This is a genomic window from Variovorax sp. GW823-FHT02B07 (assembly GCF_058797695.1).
In genome coordinates, this window is the sequence record NZ_JBXAJX010000001.1 from 1,260,184 (window position 1) to 1,281,777 (window position 21,594).

The following is a 21,594-nucleotide window of genomic DNA, read 5'->3' on the forward strand; positions in this document are numbered from 1 at the left end:
TACACACATGACGGAACCCACCGCTTTCGATGTCGCCTTGTTCGGCGAAGCCATGCTGCTGCTGGTGGCTGACCGGCCCGGCCCGCTGGAAGACGCCCAGTCGTTCCACAAGCGCACCGCCGGCGCCGAGACCAACGTGGCCATCGGCCTGTCGCGCCTGGGCCTGAAGGTCGGCTGGGCCAGCCGCCTGGGCACCGATTCGATGGGCCGCGCGCTGCTGGCCGCGATGCGCGCCGAGGGCATCGACTGCTCGCACGTGATCACCGACGCGACGCAGCGCACCGGCTTCCAGTTCAAGGGCCGCGTCACCGACGGCAGCGACCCGCCGATCGAATACCACCGCAAGGGCTCGGCCGCCAGCCACATGGGCCCGGCCGATGTCGACGAAGCCTGGCTGCGCTCGGCGCGCCACCTGCATGCCACCGGCGTGTTCGCCGCCATCTCCGAGACCAGCCTGCAGGCTGCGCTCAAGTCGATGGACGTGATGCGCGCGGCCGGCCGCACCATCTCGTTCGACACCAACCTGCGGCCCACGCTGTGGTCGTCCACCGAAACGATGCGCCACTGGGTGAACGAGCTCGCCTCGCGCGCCGACTGGGTGCTGCCCGGCATCGAAGAGGGCCTGCTGCTCACCGGCCACGACAAGCCCGAAGACGTGGCGAAGTTCTACCGCGAGCGCGGCGCGAAGCTGGTCGTCGTCAAGCTCGGCGCGGCCGGCGCCTACTACGACAGCGACGTGGCCGGCACCGGCCATGTCGACGGCTTCCCGGTGAAGGAAGTGATCGACACCGTGGGCGCGGGCGACGGCTTTGCGGCCGGCGTGGTGAGCGCGCTGCTCGAAGGCCGCAGCGTGCCCGACGCGGTGCGCCGCGGCGCCTGGATCGGCGCGCGCGCCGTGCAGGTGCTCGGCGACACCGAAGGCCTGCCGACGCGGGCGCAACTCGAAGAAGCGGGACTGTGATGACCAAGAAGAATGTGCTGGTGTTCCGGGCCTTGCCCGAAGACCAGCTGGCGCGGCTGCAGGCGGTGCACCACGTCACCGTGGCCGATCCGCGCAAGGCGCCCGAGGCCTTTGCCGCTGCGCTTGCCACTGCGCACGGGCTGATCGGTTCGAGCTACAACGTCGACGCTGCGCTGCTGGATGCAGCGCCGCAGCTCGAAGTGATTTCGAGCGTGTCGGTCGGCGTCGACAACTACCCACTGGCCGAACTGAACAAGCGCCGCATCGTGTTGTGCCACACGCCCGACGTGCTCACCGAGACGGTGGCCGACACGGTGTTCGCGATCCTCATGGCCACGCAGCGGCGCGTGGTCGAGCTGTCGACGATGGTGCGCGAAGGCCGCTGGACCAAGAACATCGGCGAGGAATTCTTCGGCACCGACGTGCATGGCAAGACGCTGGGCATCCTCGGCTTTGGCCGCATCGGCCAGGCCGTGGCGCGCCGTGCCGCGCTGGGCTTCGGCATGCCGGTGCTCTATCACTCGCGTCGCGCGGTCGACCTGGCCACGCAGGCGCCCGAGCTGCAAGGCCGCGCCACGCACACGCCGCTCGATGATTTGCTCGCGCGCGCCGACATCGTGCTCGCGATGCTGCCGCTGACCGACGCCACGCGCGGCATGATCGACGCCGCGTTCTTCGCGCGCATGAAGCCGGGCGCGTCGTTCATCAACGGCGGCCGTGGCGCCACCGTGAACGAAGCCGCGCTGCTCGACGCGCTCGACCACGGCACCTTGCGCGCCGCCGGTCTCGACGTGTTCGCGAAGGAGCCACTACCGGCCGACTCGCCGCTGCGCACGCACCCGCGCGTCACGCCGCTGCCGCACATCGGCTCGGCCACGCACGAGACGCGCCACGCGATGGCCGAGCTGGCCACGACCAACCTGCTGCAGGTGCTGGCGGGCCAGAAGCCCACGGCACCCTACGACACCGCCGCCGCCTGACATGAAGCCCACAGGCCGCGCCACCATCGCCGACGTCGCCGAAGCCGCGGGCGTCTCCAAGGCCACCGTCTCGCGCTTTCTGAACCACCGCGAGCGCCTGCTGAGCCCCGACATCGCCGCGCGCGTCGAAGCCGCCATCGCCAAGCTGGCGTACTCGCCCAGCCCGATGGCGCAGGCGCTGAGCCACGGCCGTTCGCGGCTCATCGGCCTGATCGTGGCCGACATCACCAACCCGTACTCGGTGGCCGTGCTGCGCGGCGCCGAGAAGGCCTGCCAGGACGCCGGCTACCTCGTGATGCTGTTCAACCTCGGCAACGAGAGCGAACGCGAGCGCGAGGCCATCAATGCGCTGGCGGGCTACCAGGTCGACGGCTTCATCCTCAACACGCTGGGGCGCGGCAGCAACGTGGTCGATGCGGTCACGCTGCACGGCAAGCCCGCCGTGCTGGTCGACCGCCGGCACACGGGCATGCACACCGACTTCGTCTCGCTCGACAACCACGCCGCCATGCGCGACACCTGCGGCCACCTGGTCGAAGGCGGCTATCGCGAGCTGCTGTACGTCACCGAGCCGCAGAAGGGCGTGAGCTCGCGGCGCGAGCGCACGGCCGCCTTCGGCGCCTGCGTGGCCGCGCACGAGCCGCGCGTGGCGGGCGAGGTCTTCGAATCGGTCGAAGGCGAGAACGACGCGCTCGACGACGCCTTGCGCGCATTGCGCCAGCGCGCCAAGCGCGGTCGCCGCGCCGCGGTGGTCGCGGGCAATGCCGTGGTCACGCTGCGCGTGGCGCAGGCCATGGCGCGGCTCGACTGGCGCTTCGGCGCCGACCTGGGCTTCGTGGGCTTCGACGATCCCGAATGGGCCTCGCTGATCGGGCCGGGCCTGAGCACCGTGGCGCAGCCCACCGACGAGATCGGCCGGGCGGCGGCCACCTGCCTCATCGAGCGCCTGCGCGGGCTCGACGCGGCGCCGCGTCAGCTGCTGCTGCCGGGCGAACTCATGGTGCGAGGCTCATCGACGGCACTGCCGTAGCGGATGCCGCGAAGGAGGCCGGCCCGCGCATCCAGCCGGCCGCGCGCTCCGCGATCATGATCGTCGGCGCGTTGGTGTTGCCGCCGATCAGCGTCGGCATCACCGAGGCGTCGACCACGCGCAGGCCCGCGATGCCGTGCACGCGCAATTGCGGGTCGACCACCGCCATCGCATCCACGCCCATCTTGCAGGTGCCCACGGGGTGGTAGATGGTGTCGGCGCGCGCGCGGATGTGCTCTTCGAGCTGCGCGTCGGTGTGGGCGTCGGCGGTGTAGACCTCGCGGTGGCGGTATTTTTCGAGCGCGGGCGCGCGCATGATCTCGCGCGTCTTCTTCACGCCCTGCAGCAGCAGCGCCATGTCTTCCGGGTCGGCCAGGAAGCGCGGGTCGATGCGCGGCGCCGAGTCGGGGCTGGCGTCGTTCAGCCGCACGTCGCCCCGGCCCTTGGGGCGCAGCACGCACACATGGCACGAGAAGCCGAAGCCCGCGTGCAGCTTGCGCGCATGGTCGTCGGTGATCGCGATCACGAAGTGCAGCTGCAGGTCGGGCCGGCGCAGCTCGGGCGACGACTTGATGAAGGCGCCGCCTTCCGCGAACGGCGTGGCGACCAGGCCCGTGCCGTCGCGGCGCCACTGGTTGATGGCCTTCAGCAGGTGCAGCCCGCCGACCGGGCCGATGCCGAACATGTCGGTCTGCTTGGACTTGTAGGCGACGATGAAGTCGCAGTGGTCCTGCAGGTTCTGCCCCACGCCGCGCAGCGCATGCCGCACGGCGATGCCGTGGCGCGCGAGCTCGTCGGGGTCGCCGATGCCCGAGAGCATCAGCAGCTGCGGCGAGTTGAAGGCGCCGCCGCACAGCGCCACCTCGCGGCGTGCGCGAATGGTTTCGACGTTGCCGCCGCGCCGCACCTCGACGCCCACCGCGCGCCGGTCTTCGAGCACCACGCGCAGGGCCTGCGTGCCGGTCATCACCGAGAGGTTGGGGCGCTGGTCCATCACCGGGTGCAGGTAGGCCGCGGCGGCCGAGCAGCGCTCGCCGTTTTTCGCGCCGCCGTGGAACTGCGTCACCTGGTAGAGCCCCGCGCCTTCCTGCTCGGGACCGTTGAAGTCGTCGTTGCGCGCAATGCCGCACTCGGCGGCAGCGCGCACGAAGGCCTCGGTGATGGCGCGCGGGCTTTGCTGCTCCGACACCTGGAGCGGTCCGTCGGCGCCGTGCAGCGCGCTGGCGCCGCGCTGGTTGCCTTCGGCGCGCAGGAAGTGCGGCAGCACCTCGTCGAAGCTCCAGCCGGCGCAGCCCGCGCGTGCCCAGTCGTCGTAGTCCTCGCGGTGGCCGCGCACGTAGAGCATGGCGTTGATCGCGCTGGAGCCGCCCAGGCAGCGCCCGCGCGGCTGGTAGCCGCGCCGCCCGTTGAGGCCGGGCTGCGGCACGGTCTGGTAGGCGTAGTTGTTGATGCGCGGGCGGCCCGGCAGCATCGCCACCACGGCGGCCGGCGCCCGCACGAGGATGCCGCGGCCGTCGCCGCCGGCCTCGATGAGGCAGACCGTCACCGACGGGTCTTCGCTCAGGCGCGAGGCCAGCGTGGCGCCGCCCGAGCCGCCGCCCACGATCACGTAGTCGAATTCCGCCATGGCTTCTGGTCCTTCTTGTCGTTGGATGTTGGGGCGCCCTGCGCCGATGCGCGCACCGGCATTGTGGCCAGCGTCCCCGGGGTCGGGCCCCGCGGGTTTCCCCTGCCGTGAGCGCACCCCGGGGCTTTACTGCGGCTTCACCCAGCGGACAAATTGCAACGCGCCGCCCGTGGCCCAATGCGCCTTCGGAGCGCTCGACCCTGCGCCCGCCCTTCAACGCTCTGCCCATGCACCTGCTTTCAGACGCGACGATATTCACCGAGGTCCGCTTCTGGGGGCTGGTGCTGTGCTCGCTGGTGCTGCCCGCCGCGATCTTCGTCTCGCTGTTCGTGCGGCGCGAGTTCTCCAAGACCACCGTGCTGGCCTTCGGCCTGCTGCTGATCGCGCTGGCGGGCGCGGACATCTTCCTGCTGCGCGCACTGGCGCGGCTGGCGCAGGCCACGCCTTCGCTGGCGGACGACCTCGTCTTCTCGTCGGAGCTGTCGATCGCGCTGTACATCTTTCCGGCAGCGTTCGGCACCATCGGGCTGAACATGGTGTCGCACGTGCTCATGCACTACCTGAAGCAGAAGGAAGCGCGCTTCGAGGCCCACCGGCAGGCACCGGCGCCAGCACCGCCAGAGCGCCGGGGTTCGCGCGTGCTGCGCCACCGTCGCGCGGCATCGCGCATGTCGCCCCGGCTGGGTTCGCGCACGGCGGCGGCGCGCCGTCCACCCGCCGACCGCTGAGGGCGATACCCGGCGGGTTTCCTCCGGCACCCACGGGGAACCGTGGGGTTCGACGCCGGTTGCCGCCAGAATCGAAGGATGCCCGCCACCATCCTGTTGATCGACGACCACGCGATGTTTCGCGAAGGCCTGTTCCTCGCGCTGCGCGAAGCCGAGCCGACGATGACCGTCGCCACGGCCCGCAACGGCGCCGAAGCGCTCGAGGCGCTCGCTACCTTGCCCCAGCTCGACGCGGTGATGACCGACTACTACCTGCCCGACCTCGGCGGTGCGGCGCTGCTGGCCGAGCTGCACCGGCGGCGCGGCGGCCTGCGCATCCTGGTGCTGTCGGCCTCCGAAGACCCGCAGGACATCGACACCGCGCTGGACGCCGGCGCGCAGGGCTTCGTGCACAAGTCGGCCGACAGCCAGCAGCTCATGGACGCGCTGCGCCGCGTCATGGCGGGCGAGCAGAACGTGGTGCAGGCCTCGCCGGCGGGCGGTGCGTCGCTGCCCGTGCTGTCGACGCCCACCGACGTGCTGAGCACGCTCACGGCGCGGCAGGCCGAGGTGCTGCAGCTTCTGTGCGAAGGGCTGCGCAACGCCGAGATCGCGCTGCGCCTGGCCACCAGCGAGAAGACGATCAAGGCGCACATCTCGGCGATCTTCGGCGCGCTCGGCGTGACCAGCCGCACGCAGGCCGTGATCGCGGCGCGGCGCGCGGGCATGCTCGGGCGCCCGCGCTAGTCAGCGCCGCAACGCCGTCAGCGCGGCTGCTGCTGCGTCGTGCAGTGGATGCCGCCGCCGCCCGCGGCAATGGCGTCGATGTCGAGCTGCACGATCTCCCGTTTTGGGAACAGCTCGCGCAGAAGCGAGCGAGCGTTGCCGTCGGCGCGCGCGTCGCCGAACTGCGGCGCAATGACGGCGCCGTTGCAGACATAGAAGTTGATGTAGCCCGCCGCGAACTCGTCCGATTCGTAGGTGCTGCGCACCGATTCCGGGCCGCGCAGCACTTCCACGCGCAGGCGCTGGCCGCGCGCATCGGTGGCCTGGCGCAGGATCTCCAGGTGGCGCCGGGTCACGGCGTGGTCGTAGGAGTCGGGGTCGTCGTCCAGGCCCGCGACCACCACGCCCGGTGCGGCAAAGCGCGCATAGAAATCGGTGTGGCCGTCGGTGATGTCGCGGCCCGCGATGCCGGGCAGCCAGATGATCTTGCGCAGGCCCAGCAGGCGTTTCAGCTCGGCTTCGCAGGCCTCCTTGCGCAGGCCGGGGTTGCGGTTGGGGTTGAGCACGCAGCTCTCGGTGATGATGGCCGTGCCCGCGCCGTCGACCTCGATGCCGCCGCCTTCGAGCACGAGCCGCGTGCGCAGGCGCTGCACCTCGGCGGCGTCGGTCACGTATTCGGCCACTTCGGCGTCGCGCGCATGCGATTGCTTGTTGCCCCAGCCGTTGAAGTTGAAATCGACGCCGGCCCATTCGCCCGCGCCGTTGCGCACGAACACGGGGCCGGTGTCGCGCATCCAGAGGTCGTCCACCGGCTGCACCTCGAGCGTCACGCGGTTGCCGCACAGCCGCGCCGCCAGGTCGTGCTCCTGCTCGCGCACCAGCAGGTGCACGGGCTCGAAGGCGGCGATGGTGCGGGCGATCTGCGCCAGGTGCTCGCGCGCCGGCTTCAGCAGGCGCCGCCCCCAGACGCGTTCGCTGGGGCCGAAGGACATCCAGGTGGCGCGGTGCGCGTCGCCCTCGTCGGGCATGTGCCAGGTGTCGGGTGCTGCGGCCGTGGCCGTGGCGACCAGGCCCAACGAGGCCAGGGGCGCCAGGCCCATGCCGTGCAGCAGGCGGCGGCGGGTCAGGGGAAGGTGCATGTCGGTCTCCGGAGTCAGGGGAGGGGGCGCGGCATCACGCCGGTTCCTGTTGCGTCGTGCAGTGGATGCCGCCGCCGCCCGCGGCGATGGCGTCGATGTCCAGCTGCACGATCTGGTGGCTGGGCAGGTGCGCGGCCAGCGCCGCGCGGGCTGCGCTGTCGGCCACGGCGTCGCCGAACTCGGGCATGAACACCGCCTTGTCGGTGAGGAAGAAGTTGACGTAGCCGGCCGCGAACTCCTTGCGCGCAAAGGTGGGGCGCACCTGGCTCGGCGTCTTCAGCGTGACGATCTGCAGCGGGCGCCCGCGCGCGTCGGTGGCGCCGGTCAGCAGCTCCAGGTGGCGGTGTGTCACGGCGTGGTCGTACGATTTCGGGTCGGTGTCCAGCGCCGCCACGACCACGCCGGGCTTGAGAAAGCGCGCGTAGAAGTCGGTGTGGCCGTCGGTGATGTCGCGGCCCGCGATGCCCGGCAGCCAGATGATCTTGTCCAGCCCCAGCAGGCGCTTGAGCTCGGCCTCCGCGTCGGCCTTGCTGACGCCCGGGTTGCGGTTCTTGTTGAGCACGCAGCTCTCCGTGATGATCGCCGTGCCCTGGCCATCGACCTCGATGCCGCCGCCTTCCATCACCAGGCTGCTGCGCAGCAGCGGCACCCCCGTGAGTTCGGCCATGCGCGCGGCGACTGTGGCGTCGCGTGCATGGGCCTGCTGGTTGCCCCAGCCGTTGAAGTTGAAGCTCACGGCGGCGCGCTCGCCACGGGCGTTGCGCACGAAGACGCAGCCGGTGTCGCGCATCCAGAGGTCGTCGATGGCGTGTTCGATCAGGTGCACGTTGGAGCCGCACAGTTGGCGGGCCGTGGAAACATCCGCGGGGTTCACCAGCATCTTGACCGGTTCGTAGACGCTGATGGCATTGGCGATGCGCGCCAGCGCCTGAAACACCGGCTGGCGCATCTCGGCCGTCCAGATGGATTCGCGCGCGGCGAAGGCCATCCACACGGCGCGGTGGGCGTCGCCTTCGTCGGGCATGCGCCAGCCGGACGCGGGCGCCGGGGCGGGTGCAGGCGAAGGGGCGGGCATGGGCACGGGGAAGGGCGGCAGCATGCCGCTGCCGCTCCCACCACCGCCGCCGCCACAGGCGGTCACGAGTCCACCGAAAAGGCCCAGGCCGCCCAGGCCCAGGAGAGTGCGTCGCGTTGTCATTGGAATCAGGGTTATTACTAAGTTCTAGGAAGCCCCGGATTCTGTCGACGCCTATCTATCTACACAATTGATGTCTTTTAAAGGGATTGATCGATCTGGCTCATATCGCCAGCGTCTTCCTGCGCAAACAGCCGCAGGCTGTCGAACACCTCCCGCACCAGCGGCAGGCGCGAGGGGCCCTCGGCGCACGCGATCCAGAGGGTGCCCAGCGGCAGGCTCGGGCTGTCCGCCAGCCGCCGCAATTGCCCCGTGCGCAGGGCGTCGTCGGCCAGCAGGCGCGACACCAGCGCGATGCCCCGGCCGCGCAAGGCCGCGTCGAGCACCAGGCGCGGGTCGTCGTAGATCGCAGCCTTGCGCAGGCCGCCGAAATGCGCGCGGATGAAGGGGCCGATGCGGTCGCTCGTGAGGTCTTCTTCGAGGCACAGCAGGCCGAGGCCGGCGTCGTCTTTCTGCGCGGGCGGCCCGACGGCCACGAGTTCGTCGGTGAGCAGCGGCACCTCGAACACACCCTCTTGCCGCAGCGGCGCGCGGGTGATGGCGATGTCCACGTCGAGCTCGTCGATGAAGCGCGCGCTCTCGTCGACCGAGATGATCGGGCACAGGTCCGGGTGCGCCTGCAGCAGCCGGTCGACCCGCGGCTGCAGCCAGCCGCTGGCCACGGGGGCGGGACACACCAGCGTGACGAGCCGGTCGTCCATGTAGGTCTCGATGCGGGCCAGCCCGTTGCGGATGTGCTCGAGCGACTTGCCCACGCTGTCCAGCAGCAGGCTGCCCGCCACCGTCAGCTCCACGCCGCGTCCCTTGCGCCGGAACAGCGGCTGGCCGACCTGCTGCTCCAGCTGCGAGATCTGGTGGCTCACGGCGGACTGCGAGACGAACAGCTCTTCCGCCGCACGCGAATAGTTGCCCAGGCGCGCCGCCGCCTCGAAGCCGATGAGGAACTTGAAAGAGGGCAGCCGGGTGTTGGACATATGAATGGGGTCGATGAATTCAGCCAAGAAATGTCGCTTTTTCATCGAAGAAATTCAAGTCAGAGTGGGCGTCCCTGCAATTTCTTCTGAAGGACCCTTTGATTTCCAACGATTTCGACGCTCGCCGCGCCGGCCTGCGCATGCCCGCCGAATGGGAGCCGATGGCCGCCATCTGGCTGGGCTGGCCGGTGCTCGACCACCGCGAAGCCCTGTGGGGCGCGCACTACGACGCGGTCTGCCGCGCGTTCGGCCTGCTGGCGCGCACCATCGCGCGCTACCAGCGCTGCATCGTGGCCGCGCACGCACCGCTGGCCGACGCGGCCCGCGCGGCCTGCGGCCCGCAGGTGCGCGTGGTGCCCATCGCGGCCGAAGACAACTGGCTGCGCGACTGCGGTCCGATCTTCCTCGTCGACGAGCACCAAGCGAGCCAGACCGCGGTGGGTTTCCGCTTCAACGCGTGGGGCGAGAAGTACCACCCGCACGACGGCTGCCAGCGCGCCGCCGGGGACATCGCCGCGCTGGCCGGCGTGCCGCTGGTGCGTTCGGACATGGTGCTCGAAGGCGGCGCCTTCTACGTGGACGGGCAGGGCACGCTGCTCACCACCGAGAGCTGCCTGCTGCACCCCAACCGCAACCCGGGCCTGCGCAAGCCGCAGATCGAGGCCGAGTTGCGGCGCATGCTGGGCGTGCAGAAGATCGTCTGGCTGCCGGGCCACGCGGCCGAGGTGGAGACCGACGGCCACGTCGACGGCATCGCGTCGTTCATTGCGCCGGCCCGCATTCTTTTCAATGCGGCCGACCCCGACCAGGGCGACTACTTTCGCGCGATGCAGGAGAACCGCCGCGCGCTCGAACTGGCGACCGATGCGTGCGGCCGTCGCTTCGAGATCCTCGAGCTGCCCGTGCCGCGCGACGTGCACAGCTACGGCAGCGCGCGCTTCTGCGACCTCTATTCGAACTACATCCTCGTCAACGGCGCGGTGATCTCGACCGCCTTCGGCGTGCCGCGCGATGCGCAGGCGCGCGAGGTGTTCGCGCGTGCGTTCCCAGGCCGCCGCGTCGAGCTGCTGCCCATCGACGCGATCTCGCTGGGCGGCGGCGCCGTGCACTGCTCGACGCAGCAGCAACCGATGCAGGGGAATCGCCTGGCCGCGCGCGGCTTCTAGGGCGCGATCAGCTGCGACACCGTCGCCTGCAGCTGCGCCGGGTCCACCGGCTTGTGCAGCATCTGCCAGCCGCGCGCCGCCACGTCGCTCAGGCGCCGCGGATCGGTGTCGCCGCTCACGATCAGCGCGGGAATCGTGTCGTCGTTGTATTCCTCGTGCAGGCGATCGACCACGTCGATGCCGGTCTCGCCCGCGCGCAGGCGGTAGTCGCTGACGATGAGCGCCGGCTTGCCGGGCTGGCGCGCGGCGAGCGCCAGCAGCTCGTCGCCGCCTTCGGCCGCGATCACCCGCAGGCCCCAGCTTTCGAGCAGCAGCTGCAGGCCCAGGCGGCTTTCGCCGTCGTCCTCGGCCACGAGCACGAGGCGGCCGGTGTCGGCCGGCAGCGGCGCGGGCGGTGCCTCGGGCGCGGGCAGCGCCTGGCGCGCCAGCGGCACCGTCACCGAGAACACCGTGCCCCGGCCCACGCGCGAGCGCAGCGCCAGCGGATGACCGAGCAACGCGGCCGTGCGGCGCACGATGGCCAGGCCCAGGCCCAGCCCCTTGGTGCGGTCGCGCTCGGGGTTGCCGAGCTGATGAAACTCCCAGAACACCTGCTCCTGCTCGGTGGGCGGAATGCCGGGGCCGGTGTCCCACACCTCGATGCGCAGCGCGTCGGCGCCCGCGCGGCGGCAGCCGATGAGCACGCCGCCGCGCGCCGTGTAGCGGATCGCGTTCTCCACCAGGTTGCGCAGCACGCGGTCGAGCAGCGCGGGGTCGGAGTGCACCACGGCATCGCCCGCACGCAAGCGCAGCGACAGTGCCTTGCCCGCCGCCTGCGGCGCGAACTCCAGCTGGATCTGGTCGAGCAGGCCCGCCAGCGCAAACGGCCGCGCCTTCACGCGCACCACGCCCGCGTCGAGCCGCGAGATGTTGAGCAGGCCTTCGAACAGCAGCCCCATCGCCGCGGCGGCGCGGCCGATGCTGTCGACCACGTGCCGGCTCGCCGCCGGCAGCGCCTGGCCGCGCAGCACGCCCACGAACAGGCTCAGCGCATGCACCGGCTGGCGCAGGTCGTGGCTGGCCGCGGCCAGGAAGCGCGACTTGGCGAGGTCGCTGCGCTCGGCCGCGTCTTTCTCCAGGCGCAGCTGGCGCAGCAGGTAGAGGTTTTCGAAACGCAGCTCGAGCGAGTCGACCTGCGTGCGGTACATGCGCTGCGCGAAGGCCAGCGTGACGAACAGGTAGAGCACGCCGGCCGCCGACATCACGCGCAGCAGCACGTCGTCGAGCGTGGCCATCGCGAGGATTGCGGGCGCGAAGTACGTCACCTGGAAACCGTAGAGCAGGCCCAGGTCGATGCAGTAGGCGTAGATCGCGCCCGTGCCCATGGTGAGCATCGCCACCACGATGAACATCTGCTGCGGCAGCGACACCTGCAGCATCCACCCCGCCAGCGGCAGCCCCCACAGCAACCCGCCGAGCACCGCGCCGACCATCGCGCCGCGCCGCCAGCGCCGCAGCGCGCCCGGGTCGTGCTCGGCCTGCCGGTAGCGTGCGACCTGCCAGGCGCGCGCTGCCGTCAGCACCGCGTTGGCGCCCACCCAGGCCAGCAACTGCTCGTGCGGAACGGCGCCCCACAGCGCCGCGACCACCAGCCCCGCCGTGAGCATCACGCCGAGCAGCGAGAACGGAAAGTTGCGTCGCAAGGCAGCCATGCGCGCGGCAAAGACGGGGTCGGCGGGCGTCGTGGGTGGGGTGGCGCTCATCGGTGTGTGGCGGGTGGGGGAGGTGGGATCGCCGAAGGTGGCGATCCCAAGGTAACGCGTGGCGTGGGGGGCGTCATGGGACTTTAGTCCAATGCGTGCGTTTGCCCGGGGTGCCGCAGGCGCATGGCATCATCGTGCGCCGCTTCCCACCGCCCACCCATGTCCGCCGATTCCTTCGTCCGCCGCGTTCGCAGCCAGCTCGACCAGTTGTCCGCGACCGAACGCCAGCTTGCCGATTTCGTCCTGGAGTTTCCCGGCGAGCTGGCCAGCTATGCGGGCAATGAACTGGCGGAGCTGGCGGGTGTGTCGCCCTCCACGGTGAGCCGCTTCATCCGGCGCATCGGCTACGAGAACTACGAAGAGGCGCGGCGCCAGGTGCGCGAAGAAAAGCAGACCGGCTCGCCGCTGTTCCAGAACGCCACCGAAGCCTCCAAGCGCGGCCACCTCGTGGCCACGCACTTCCAGCAGTCGCAGGCCAACCTGGCGAGCACCTTCGAGCGCCTGAGCGACAAGCAGATGGCCGAGATCGTGAAGGCGATCATCGGCGCGGGGCAGGTGCTGATCTTCGGCACGCGCAGCAGCCACGCGTTCGCGCTGTACCTGCGCTGGCAGATCATCCAGGTGGTACCGCGCGTCACCGCCATTCCGGGCCCCGGCGAGACGCTGGCCGAGCACCTGGCGGGGCTGGGCGAGCGCGACTGCGTGATCGTGTTCGGCACGCGCCGCCAGACGCGCCAACTCGACACGCTGCTGGCGGGCGCGCAGCGTGTCGGCGCGAAGATCGTCTACATCAGCGACCGCGCCTCGCCCGATTTCGCGGGCGCCACCTGGTCGCTGCAATGCGACTGCCGCGGCCCGGGGCTGCTCGACAACCACGCGGCCGTGATGGGCGTGTGCGACCTGATCGCCACGATGGTGATCGAGGCCGCCGGCTCGGCCGGGCGCAAGCGGCTGGCGGCGATCGAGCTGGGGCACGAGGAAAACGGCGAACTCTGAGGGGCGCCTTCGCGCGCCTGCGTGCGCTACTTCGGCTCGAGGATGGGGCGCCCGCCCTGCTTGTCCGCGATCGAGGTGCTTGCGCCCGAGGCAAGCAGCGCGTCCCAGAGCGCGCGTTTCGTTTCCCAGGGCGCGACGGACATGGGGCCGAGGCTTGCCGAACTCACCAGATGCAGCGGCGTCTTCCCATCAGCGTCCGCTGCGTTCGGGTTGGCCCCCGCGGTCAGCAGCGCCCGCACCGCGGTCGGATCGGACGAGAGAACCGCCTCATGCAGCGCCGTTCGGCTGTGGCTGCCCGGGGCATCGAGTCCCAGGCGGTGCGACATCAGGAACCGCAGGTCCTCCGCCGACACCTCCGGCCTGCCACGCCGGGCAGCGCACACGACCCACTCTTGCTGGGCTGCGGGTGGCAGGTCGGCGAGCATCTGCGAAATCCGGATGCGCTGCATGGTGGCCCGGTCGATGAGGGGCCTCCATTCAAAAGGGGCACCGCACCACAAGGCGCGCGCGAAATCGCGCGACGCGGGCGTGCGGACATCGGCGCGCGGCAGTGCCGCAGCCAGCGAGGCCTGCGCATAGGGTGTACCGAGGGCCGCGGCCATGAGTGCAGGCGACAGCACGTCGGGCACCGCGTCCGGTGAGGCCAGGGCTTGCAGTTGCCTGAGCAGGCCGTCGTCCTGCCGGTAGATGGCGAGCAACTGGTACTTCTGCAGGAACCGCGCGCGCAAGGCGGCGTCCTTGATGAGCGGCAGGAATTGCAGCGGCGTCATCGCATCCCATGCGTCCTGCGCCTGCGTGTCTCGCGGCGCGGCGCGCGAAGCGCTGCCCAGCCAGGTGTCGAGCAGGCGAAAGCCGCGGGTACCCGGGGTCCGGTCGTAGACGCCGCGGTACTCGACCTCCGCGCGGCGGTGCAGTGCCGCAGCCTCTCCCGTGAGCGGTCGGGTGGCCCCTTTGGCTTCCGTATAGATCAGCCGGGGCGCAACCCCGAGCTGGATCATGTGGAAGCGCGCCGCCGTCGCGCGGCGCTCGCTCAGCGCGACCGGATCGGGTTCCGAGGCTTCTGCATGGCCCACCACGATCATGACCTCGATCTGGCCCCGTTGATCGGCCTGTTCCGCCAACTGCAGGAGCTTCGCCTGGCTGATGGGCGTGATCGTGGTGCTGCCCGGCTCGAACAGGGCATCGGTCCCCCCGATGATCGTGTTGCTCCAGGCCAGGGCCTGACTGCCACCCATGCAGGCGACGGCAACGAGGGTGCACTTCAATGCGGACAGGAGGGTGGGATTTTTCATCAGGGCGCAGCCTACCGGGCGCTTGTGTCACCCGAAGGCAACTGCGCCTTCAACAACTGCGCCATCTCCTTCTTGCGCGCCGGCGGCAGCCGCGGCGTGATCGCGCCGAAGCTGATCGCCGCCAACGTGGTGGCCGACGCCGCGAACGTGCGCCCCACGCCCGACACCCCTTCGGTGAGCGTGTCCACGATGTCCGCATGGCCCGCCGCGCGCGTGCGCTTCACGGCCTGCTTCATGCGCTCGCGGGTGAAGCCGGCCTGCGCGTACTCGGCGGTGTGGCGCTCGAGGATGCGGTCGATCTCGGCGTCGGTGAGCGCTGCCATCAGCGCCAGCCCGCCCGCGCCCAGGCCCAGCAGGCGGCGTCCGCCGACGTCGGTGGTGAACACCTTCACCGGAAAGTGCCCTTCCTCGCGGTGCAGGCACACGCAGTAGTCGCCCTGGCGGATCACGAGGAACACGGTGTCGCCCGACATGCGCGCGAGCTTTTGCATGAGCGCGCGGCAGGAGTCCACCAGCGGCACGCGGCGCATCGAGGCGAAGCCCAGCTGCATGGCGTCGATGCCCAGGCGGTAGGCCTTGCCGTCGGGGTCGCGCTCGGCGAACTGCTCCTCGGCCAGGCACGACAGCAGGCGATGCACGGTGGAGCGCTCCAGCCCCGAGGCGGCGATCACCTCGGTGAGCTTGATGCCTTCCTCGTGGTGCTCGGCCAGCAGGCGCAGCAGCTGCAGGGCGCGCCGCAGGCTCTGGGCGCCGGCGGTCTCTCTGGGTTCGTCCATATAGTGGGAGAAATTGGAATTAGTGTTTGGGATGCAGGAATTTCGAAGTCTAAACTGCGCCCGCCCCAGACACAGACCCGGAGACACACGATGGCGTACGACACCCTCGAAATCGAACACCACGGCGCCGTGCGCCGCATCCTGCTGGCCCGCGACGCCCAGCGCAACGCCCAGAGCCAGCAGATGCTGGACGAGCTCATGGCCGCCTTCGACGACGCCGCGCGCGACGACACGGTGAACGCCGTGGTGCTCGGCGGCAAGGGCGCGCACTTCTCGGCCGGCCACGACCTCAAGCAGGCGCAGGCCGAGCGCGCGAACTTCACGGTGGAAGAGCGCTGGGCCTACGAAGAGCTGCGCTACTTCGACTACTCGATGCGCATCTGGGACTTTCCCAAGCCCACCATTGCGCAGGTGCAGGGCGCCTGCGTGGCGGGCGGTTTCATGATCGCCAACATGTGCGACCTGGTGGTCGCGGGCGAGTCGGCCTTCTTCAGCGACCCCGTGGGCCACACGCTGGGCGCGGCGGCCACCGAGGTGCTGATCCACCCCTGGGTGATGGGTGCGCGCAAGGCCAAGGAAATGCTCTACACCGGCGGCAAGCTGTCGGCACAGGAGGCGCACGCCATCGGCATGGTGAACCGCGTCGTGCCCGATGCCGAGCTGGCCGACGCCGCACTGGCGCTCGCGCAGCAGATCGCCAAGGCGCCGCCGTTCGGGCTGCGCCTGATCAAGCGCTCGATCAACCGCACGCTCGACGCGCAGGGCCTGCGCACCGCATTGGCCGCGCACTTCGACACGCACCAGCTCTCGCACCTGAGCGAGGGCTTTCTCACGGCCCGCGACCGCGGCCTGGCCTCGGCCATCCAGAAGAACCCCGCCTCCGCCTGAATCAAGATGACCTTGCACCGTCTCGAACCCCTGCTGAACCCGGCCTCGATCGCCGTGGTCGGCGCCAGCGGCAATGCCGCGCGCATCGGTGGCATGCCGCTCGCTCACCTCACGAAATTCGGCTACCGGGGCGCGATCTACCCGATCAATCCGAAGTACGAAGAAGTCTTCGGCCTGCGCTGCTGGCCCGACCTCGAAGCGCTGCCTGCCGCACCCGACCTGGTGGTGCTCGCACTGGCCGCGGCCGAGGTCACGCCGATGCTCAATCGCTGCCAGGCGCGCGGCGTGCGCGCCGTCATCGTGTATGCCGCGGGCTTTGCCGAAGCCGGTGACGCGGGCGCCGCGCTGCAGGCCGAGCTGGAAGCCTTCGTGGCCACCACCGACATGGTGGTCGCGGGCCCGAACGCCATGGGCTTTGCCAACCTCAACACGCAGGCCCACACCAACTTTGCCTCGGTGTTCAACACCGCGCCGATGCAGCAGGGCCCGGGCCGCGTGAGCCTGCTCACACAAAGCGGCAACGTGTGCGCGGCCGTGTACGCCATTGCGCGCCGGCTGGGCGTGGACTTCAGCCACTTCATCAACACCGGCAACGAAGCCTGCGTGGACTTCGCGCAGTACCTCGAGTACCTGGCGCAGGACGACGCCACCGAGGTGGGCATCGGCTACATCGAAGAGCTGCGCGACGGCCCGCGCTTCATGGAGGCCGCGGCCGAGTTCGTGCGGCGCGACAAGCTGCTCATCCTCTACAAGGCCGGCGAGACCGAGAAGGGCTCCGAGGCCGTGCGCTCGCACACCTCGGCGCTGGCGGGCGACCAGCAGATCTACCAGGCCGCGTTTCGCCAGCTCAACATCATCCAGAGCCACGACTTCGCGCAGATGGCGCAGCTCGCGCACCTGGCCGGCTACCGACAGCGCAGCGCCGGCAAGCGCGTGGCGATCATCACCATCTCGGGCGCGCTGGGCGCGATCCTGGCGGACAAGTTCATCGGCCAGGGGCTCGACGTGCCCACGCTGCCGCAGCCGCTGCAGGACCAGCTGCGCGCCGGCATTCCCGACTACGGCATGGTCTCCAACCCGGTCGACGTGACGGGCAACGTGGTGAATGACCCCGGCTTCGTGCGCACCGCGATGGAAGCGCTGGCGGTGTCCGACGCCATCGACGCCATCGTGGTCTACGCGCCGGGCTACATGCTCGACCGCATGGCCGACGACCTGTGCGCCGTGGCCGAGAAGCACCCGCGCCTGATCGTCGCGATCGACACCGGCGCAGCGAAGACGCGCGAGCAGTTGCGCGCGGGCGGCGTGCCGGTGTTCGAGGACATCGGCGTGGCGGTGTCGGCGCTGTCGCCTTTCCTGCTGTGGCAGGAGCGGCGCAAGCACAACCCCTGGCTGCAGGTGCGCAGCCAGCCCGCGCCCGCGCGCGCCGCGCTGGCGGGCCGCGCCGACGAGCACACCACCAAGCGCTACCTCGCCGAGTTCGGCGTGCAGCCGGTCGACGAGGCCGTGGCGCGCACCGCCGACGAAGCCGCGGCCGTGGCCGGGCGGCTGGGCTTTCCGGTCGTGCTGAAAGTGCTCAGCGCCGACATCGCGCACAAGACCGAGGCCGGCGGCGTGCGCCTGCGGCTGGGCAATGCGCAGGAGGTGCGCAAGGCCTTCGACGAGGTGATGGCCTCGGCGCGCGCCTACGCGCCCACGGCGCAGATCGACGGCGCGCTGCTGCAGAAGATGGAAGCAGGGCAGGCCGAACTCATCCTCGGCGCCACGCGCGACCCGGTGTTCGGCATGACGCTGACCGTGGGCCTGGGCGGCGTGCTCACCGAACTGTACAAGGACGTGAGCCACCGTGTGCTGCCCGTCGACGAGGCCATGGCGCGCGACATGCTGGGCGAGCTCAAGGCCTTTCCGCTGCTCACGGGCTACCGCGGCCGGCCGCTGGGCGACGTCGAGGCCGCGTGCCGCGCCATCGCCGGATTTTCACGCGCCGTGCTGGCGTTGCAGGAACAGGCAGACGAGGTCGAGGTCAACCCGCTGCTCGTGAAGGAACAGGGCCAGGGCGTGCGCGCGCTCGACGCGCTGGTCCTGGCTTCGTAAGACACAACCACAACCATCGACAGAGACAGGAGACATCCCATGTTCAAGAAAGCACTGGCCTGCGTGGCCCTGGCCGCCGCCGCTTTGGCGGGCGGCACTGCCGCGGCACAGACCTACCCGACCAAGCCCGTCACGCTCGTCGTGCCGTTCTCGCCCGGCGGCGCGGCCGACATCATGTCGCGCCTGCTGGCCGAGCGCCTGCACAAGCGCCTGGGCCAGCCCGTGCTGGTGGAGAACAAGCCCGGCGCCGGCACCATGATCGCGTCGGAGTACGTGGCCAAGGCCGCGCCCGACGGCCACACGCTGCTGCTCGCGGCCTCGTCGCTGGGCATCGCGCCCAGCCTGTACAGCAAGGTCAACTACGACCCGGTGAAAGACTTCGCACCGGTCTCGCAGGTGGCTTCGGTGGTGCACGTGCTGGTGGTGCATCCGAGCATTCCGGCGAAGAACGTGGGCGAGCTGGTGAGCTGGCTCAAGGCCAACCCCAACAAGGCCAACTACGGCTCGGTGGGCGCGGGCACGTCCACGCACCTGGAGGCCGAACTCTTCAACAGCGTGGCCGGCGTGAAGATGCAGCACATCCCCTACAAGGGCAGCGCGCCCGCGCTCACCGACATGATCGGCGGCCAGCTGCAGGTGATGTTCGACGCGTACGCGTCCTCGGGCCCCTTCATCAAGGACGGCAAGGTGCGCCTCCTGGCCGTGACCACGGCACAGCGTTCGCAGTCGCTGCCCGACACGCCCACCGTCGCCGAGTCAGGCCTGCCCGGCTACGAAGCCATGCCGTGGCTGGGCGTGGTCGCGCCGGCCAGGACGCCCCCGGCGGTCGTGAACAAGCTGCACGACGAGCTGCAGGAAGTGCTCAAGGAACCCGAGGTGAAAGACAAGTTCCGCAGCCTGGGCCTGGACATCATCGGCAACAAGCCCGAGGAGTTCGCGGCGTTCCTGCGCAAGGACATCGTCAAGTGGGCCAAGGTCATCAAGGACTCTGGCGCAAAGGCCGACTGACACCCGCGATCCATCAGCAAGAACGAGAAAGCAGACAAGCATGCAAGTGGGTTACTCGGCGGAAGATGAAGCCTTCCGCCTCACGTTGCGCGACTGGTTCGAGACGCACTATCCGCGCTTCGTCGCGGCCTGGCCCGGCGGCGCGCCCGACGCCAACGAGCTGACATGGCGCCGCGCCTGGGAAGACCACGTGTGCCAGGCCGGCTGGTCGGGCCTGGGCTGGCCCGAGGCCCACGGGGGCAAGGCCTGGCCGCTCACGCGGCAGGCCATCTTCCACGAGGAGCAGGCCCGCATCGGCGCGCCGCTGGGCGTGAACATCATCGGCCACGGCATCCTGGCGCCCACGCTGATCCACTTCGCGAGCGAGGCGCAGAAGGCCCGCTACCTGCCGGGCATCCTGAGCAACCGCGAGATCTGGTGCCAGGGCTACTCGGAGCCCGGCGCGGGCTCCGACCTCGCGGCGCTGTCCACGCGGGCCGAGCGGCGCGGCGACCACTACGTGCTCAACGGCCACAAGGTGTGGACCTCGTTCGCACACATTGCCGACCACTGCTTCGTGCTCGCGCGCACCGACGCCGCGGCCGCGCGCCACAAGGGCATCAGCTTCCTGCTGGTCGACATGAAGAGCCCCGGCGTGCGCGTGGAACCCATCCGCCAGATCACGGGCGAGTCGGACTTCAACGAGGTCTTCTTCGAGGACGTGAAGGTGCCGCTCGATGCGCTCGTGGGCGAGGAGAACGGCGGCTGGCGCCTGGCGATGGCGGCCGCGAGCTTCGAGCGCGGCACCTACTTCATTCCGCGCCAGGTGCGCTTCACGCAGGAGCTGGGCGCGCTCACGCGGCTGGCGGCCAGCGTGCAGAGGGGCGGACGCCCCGCGCTCGATTGCCCGCACCTGCGGCGCGACCTCGCGCGGCTGGCGGTCGACAGCCACGTGCTCAAGCTCAAGTCGTACCGCGCGCTCACGCACGCGATGCGCGGCGGTCCGCCGGGGCCTGAGGGCTCGTCGACCAAGCTGCACTGGAGCGAGTCGCACCAGAAGCTGCTCGCCACCGCCATGGAAGTGCTGGACGAGCGCGCGCTGGCCGGCCCCGAGCCCACGGGCGCCGACCCGCAGGCCGCGGCCTGGGTGCGCGACTTCCTGTGGACGCGCGCCGAAACCATCCTGGCAGGCACCTCCGAAGTGCAGCGCAACATCCTGGCCGAGCAGATGCTGGGCCTGCCCAAGAACTGATTGAAGACGACGACACGACGACCGCCATGGATTTCGCATTGAACGACGAGCAGCAGATGCTGCACGCGTCGGCCCACCGCTTCTTCGCCGACCACCACCCGCTCGTGCGCGCACGGCGCGCCTTGCCCTGGACCGATGTCACGCAGCAGTCGCTGTGGGCCGACATGGCCGGCATGGGCTGGATGGCGCTGCTGGTGCCCGAGGCGCACGACGGCCTGGGGCTCGGCATGAGCGAGGCCTGCATCGTGGCCGAGGCCGCAGGCCAGCAGTTGCTGAGCCTGCCGCTGGCTGGCAGCGCCGTGCTGTTGCCGTTGTGGCTGCAGGCGTGTGGCGATGCACCGCCCGAGTCGCTGCGAGACTGGGTGCGTGCGGCAATGGCGGGTGAGGGCGCCTTCCATTGCATCGCGGACGGTGATGGCTGGATCGACCATGCGGGGCAGGCTTCGGATCTCGTGGTGGTGCAGGGCTGGCACGACGACGCGGTGCCGCTGCGTGTGGCGCTGCGGCCGATGCCCGAGGGCGCGGCATCCGATGCGCTCGATCCCACGTTGCGGCAAGCACCGGCGGCTCCCGCGCCATCGCTCGCGTGGGAGACGCTGCCCATCGCGCCCGAAGCGCGTGCCCGCGTGCGCGCCGCCCACCGCGTCGCGCTGTCGGCGGAACTCGTCGGCGTCGCGCAGGCCGCACTCGACCTCGCTAGCGCCTACGCCCGCGAGCGCGTGCAGTTCGGCAAGCCCATCGGCAGCTACCAGGCCATCAAGCACCAGCTCGCCGACGCCTGGATGGGCGTGGACAACGCGCGCCTGGCCGTGCGCTACGCCGCCGCCGCGCTCGACGGCGGCCTGCCTGACTGGCGTTTTGCCTGCGCCGCCGCCGAGTTCACGGCCATCGAAGGCGCGCAGCAGGCCACCCGCACGGCGATCCAGGTGCATGGCGGCATGGGCTTCACCTGGGAGCACGACGCGCACCTGTACCTGAAGCGCGCGCAGCACCTGGCGACGCGCCTGGGCGGTGTCTCGCGCGCGCTGGACCAGGTCGAGGCGCTGGCCCTGGCCTGAGCGG

19 protein-coding genes are annotated in these 21,594 nt (G+C 70.5%); 12 read left to right on the forward strand and 7 right to left on the reverse strand.

Annotation, left to right across the window (positions count from 1 at the left end; translation table 11 throughout):
• Window positions 1-7: 7 nt before the first annotated feature.
• From AC1RGU_RS05970 to AC1RGU_RS05980, 3 genes are read left to right on the forward strand one after another with little or no spacing between them, the layout of a single operon-like run.
• Complete coding sequence (locus AC1RGU_RS05970) at window positions 8-961, forward strand: sugar kinase (RefSeq protein WP_095744765.1); 954 nt, start codon at window positions 8-10, stop codon at window positions 959-961.
• Entirely contained in the window at window positions 961-1,941 is a 981-nt protein-coding gene (locus AC1RGU_RS05975; RefSeq protein WP_492695369.1) for a 2-hydroxyacid dehydrogenase, read from the forward strand. Before AC1RGU_RS05970 ends, AC1RGU_RS05975 begins: the two co-directional genes overlap by 1 nt.
• A 1-nt stretch (window position 1,942) precedes the next feature.
• A complete protein-coding gene (locus tag AC1RGU_RS05980) occupies window positions 1,943-2,971 on the forward strand; it encodes a LacI family DNA-binding transcriptional regulator (protein ID WP_159272412.1) in 1,029 nt (342 codons plus the stop codon).
• On the opposite strand, the gene AC1RGU_RS05985 is transcribed toward AC1RGU_RS05980, so the two are convergent.
• Window positions 2,937-4,598 (reverse strand): GMC family oxidoreductase, encoded by a 1,662-nt coding sequence (locus AC1RGU_RS05985; protein WP_492695372.1) that lies wholly within the window; start codon window positions 4,596-4,598, stop codon window positions 2,937-2,939. The genes AC1RGU_RS05980 and AC1RGU_RS05985 overlap by 35 nt on opposite strands.
• Before the next feature lie 227 nt (window positions 4,599-4,825).
• Between AC1RGU_RS05985 and AC1RGU_RS05990 the strand changes: the two genes are divergently transcribed.
• Both AC1RGU_RS05990 and AC1RGU_RS05995 read left to right on the forward strand, forming a co-directional pair.
• The gene (locus AC1RGU_RS05990) at window positions 4,826-5,326 is read left to right on the forward strand and encodes a hypothetical protein (protein WP_492695374.1); all 501 of its coding nucleotides are present in this window, start codon (window positions 4,826-4,828) and stop codon (window positions 5,324-5,326) included.
• A gap of 78 nt (window positions 5,327-5,404) precedes the next feature.
• Window positions 5,405-6,052, forward strand: a complete 648-nt coding sequence (locus AC1RGU_RS05995) for a response regulator (protein WP_492695376.1) — start codon at window positions 5,405-5,407, stop codon at window positions 6,050-6,052.
• 17 nt (window positions 6,053-6,069) lie between these two features.
• On the opposite strand, the gene AC1RGU_RS06000 is transcribed toward AC1RGU_RS05995, so the two are convergent.
• The 3 genes from AC1RGU_RS06000 to AC1RGU_RS06010 all read right to left on the reverse strand — a co-directional run bounded on the left by AC1RGU_RS06000 (window position 6,070) and on the right by AC1RGU_RS06010 (window position 9,339).
• Window positions 6,070-7,170, reverse strand: coding sequence for an agmatine deiminase family protein (locus AC1RGU_RS06000; RefSeq protein WP_492695378.1), 1,101 nt, complete (start codon window positions 7,168-7,170; stop codon window positions 6,070-6,072).
• A 34-nt stretch (window positions 7,171-7,204) separates the two neighbouring features.
• Window positions 7,205-8,368: an agmatine deiminase family protein gene (locus AC1RGU_RS06005; RefSeq protein ID WP_492695380.1), complete on the reverse strand. Its 1,164-nt coding sequence runs from the start codon at window positions 8,366-8,368 to the stop codon at window positions 7,205-7,207.
• 77 nt (window positions 8,369-8,445) lie between these two features.
• Complete coding sequence (locus tag AC1RGU_RS06010; RefSeq protein ID WP_492695382.1) at window positions 8,446-9,339, reverse strand: LysR family transcriptional regulator; 894 nt, start codon at window positions 9,337-9,339, stop codon at window positions 8,446-8,448.
• A gap of 98 nt (window positions 9,340-9,437) precedes the next feature.
• On the opposite strand from AC1RGU_RS06010, the gene AC1RGU_RS06015 reads away from it, so the two are divergent.
• Window positions 9,438-10,505 (forward strand): agmatine deiminase family protein, encoded by a 1,068-nt coding sequence (locus AC1RGU_RS06015; RefSeq protein ID WP_492695384.1) that lies wholly within the window; start codon window positions 9,438-9,440, stop codon window positions 10,503-10,505.
• Here the strand turns inward: AC1RGU_RS06015 and AC1RGU_RS06020 are convergent.
• Window positions 10,502-12,247, reverse strand: coding sequence for an ATP-binding response regulator (locus AC1RGU_RS06020; RefSeq protein ID WP_492695386.1), 1,746 nt, complete (start codon window positions 12,245-12,247; stop codon window positions 10,502-10,504). The two genes, AC1RGU_RS06015 and AC1RGU_RS06020, sit on opposite strands and share 4 nt — an antisense overlap.
• A gap of 159 nt (window positions 12,248-12,406) precedes the next feature.
• Here AC1RGU_RS06020 and AC1RGU_RS06025 point away from each other — a divergent pair, with 159 nt between their 5' ends.
• Window positions 12,407-13,243: a MurR/RpiR family transcriptional regulator gene (locus AC1RGU_RS06025; RefSeq protein WP_062480494.1), complete on the forward strand. Its 837-nt coding sequence runs from the start codon at window positions 12,407-12,409 to the stop codon at window positions 13,241-13,243.
• 26 nt (window positions 13,244-13,269) lie between these two features.
• Here the strand turns inward: AC1RGU_RS06025 and AC1RGU_RS06030 are convergent, their stop codons facing one another.
• Both AC1RGU_RS06030 and AC1RGU_RS06035 read right to left on the reverse strand, forming a co-directional pair.
• Window positions 13,270-14,535: an OmpA family protein gene (locus tag AC1RGU_RS06030; protein ID WP_492695388.1), complete on the reverse strand. Its 1,266-nt coding sequence runs from the start codon at window positions 14,533-14,535 to the stop codon at window positions 13,270-13,272.
• Between the two features lie 11 nt (window positions 14,536-14,546).
• Window positions 14,547-15,311, reverse strand: a complete 765-nt coding sequence (locus AC1RGU_RS06035) for an IclR family transcriptional regulator (RefSeq protein WP_492695390.1) — start codon at window positions 15,309-15,311, stop codon at window positions 14,547-14,549.
• Window positions 15,312-15,401: 90 nt separating this feature from the next.
• Between AC1RGU_RS06035 and AC1RGU_RS06040 the strand changes: the two genes are divergently transcribed.
• Genes AC1RGU_RS06040 through AC1RGU_RS06060 form a run of 5 tightly spaced genes read left to right on the forward strand, consistent with a single transcriptional unit; the run spans window position 15,402 to window position 21,590 of the window.
• The gene (locus AC1RGU_RS06040; RefSeq protein ID WP_070059491.1) at window positions 15,402-16,199 is read left to right on the forward strand and encodes an enoyl-CoA hydratase; all 798 of its coding nucleotides are present in this window, start codon (window positions 15,402-15,404) and stop codon (window positions 16,197-16,199) included.
• A gap of 6 nt (window positions 16,200-16,205) precedes the next feature.
• The gene (locus AC1RGU_RS06045) at window positions 16,206-18,293 is read left to right on the forward strand and encodes an acetate--CoA ligase family protein (protein ID WP_492695392.1); all 2,088 of its coding nucleotides are present in this window, start codon (window positions 16,206-16,208) and stop codon (window positions 18,291-18,293) included.
• A gap of 39 nt (window positions 18,294-18,332) precedes the next feature.
• Window positions 18,333-19,301, forward strand: coding sequence for a tripartite tricarboxylate transporter substrate binding protein (locus AC1RGU_RS06050; protein WP_492695394.1), 969 nt, complete (start codon window positions 18,333-18,335; stop codon window positions 19,299-19,301).
• Between the two features lie 40 nt (window positions 19,302-19,341).
• Window positions 19,342-20,532, forward strand: coding sequence for an acyl-CoA dehydrogenase family protein (locus tag AC1RGU_RS06055; RefSeq protein WP_492695396.1), 1,191 nt, complete (start codon window positions 19,342-19,344; stop codon window positions 20,530-20,532).
• Window positions 20,533-20,558: 26 nt separating this feature from the next.
• The gene (locus AC1RGU_RS06060; protein WP_492695398.1) at window positions 20,559-21,590 is read left to right on the forward strand and encodes an acyl-CoA dehydrogenase family protein; all 1,032 of its coding nucleotides are present in this window, start codon (window positions 20,559-20,561) and stop codon (window positions 21,588-21,590) included.
• Window positions 21,591-21,594 lie beyond the last annotated feature (4 nt).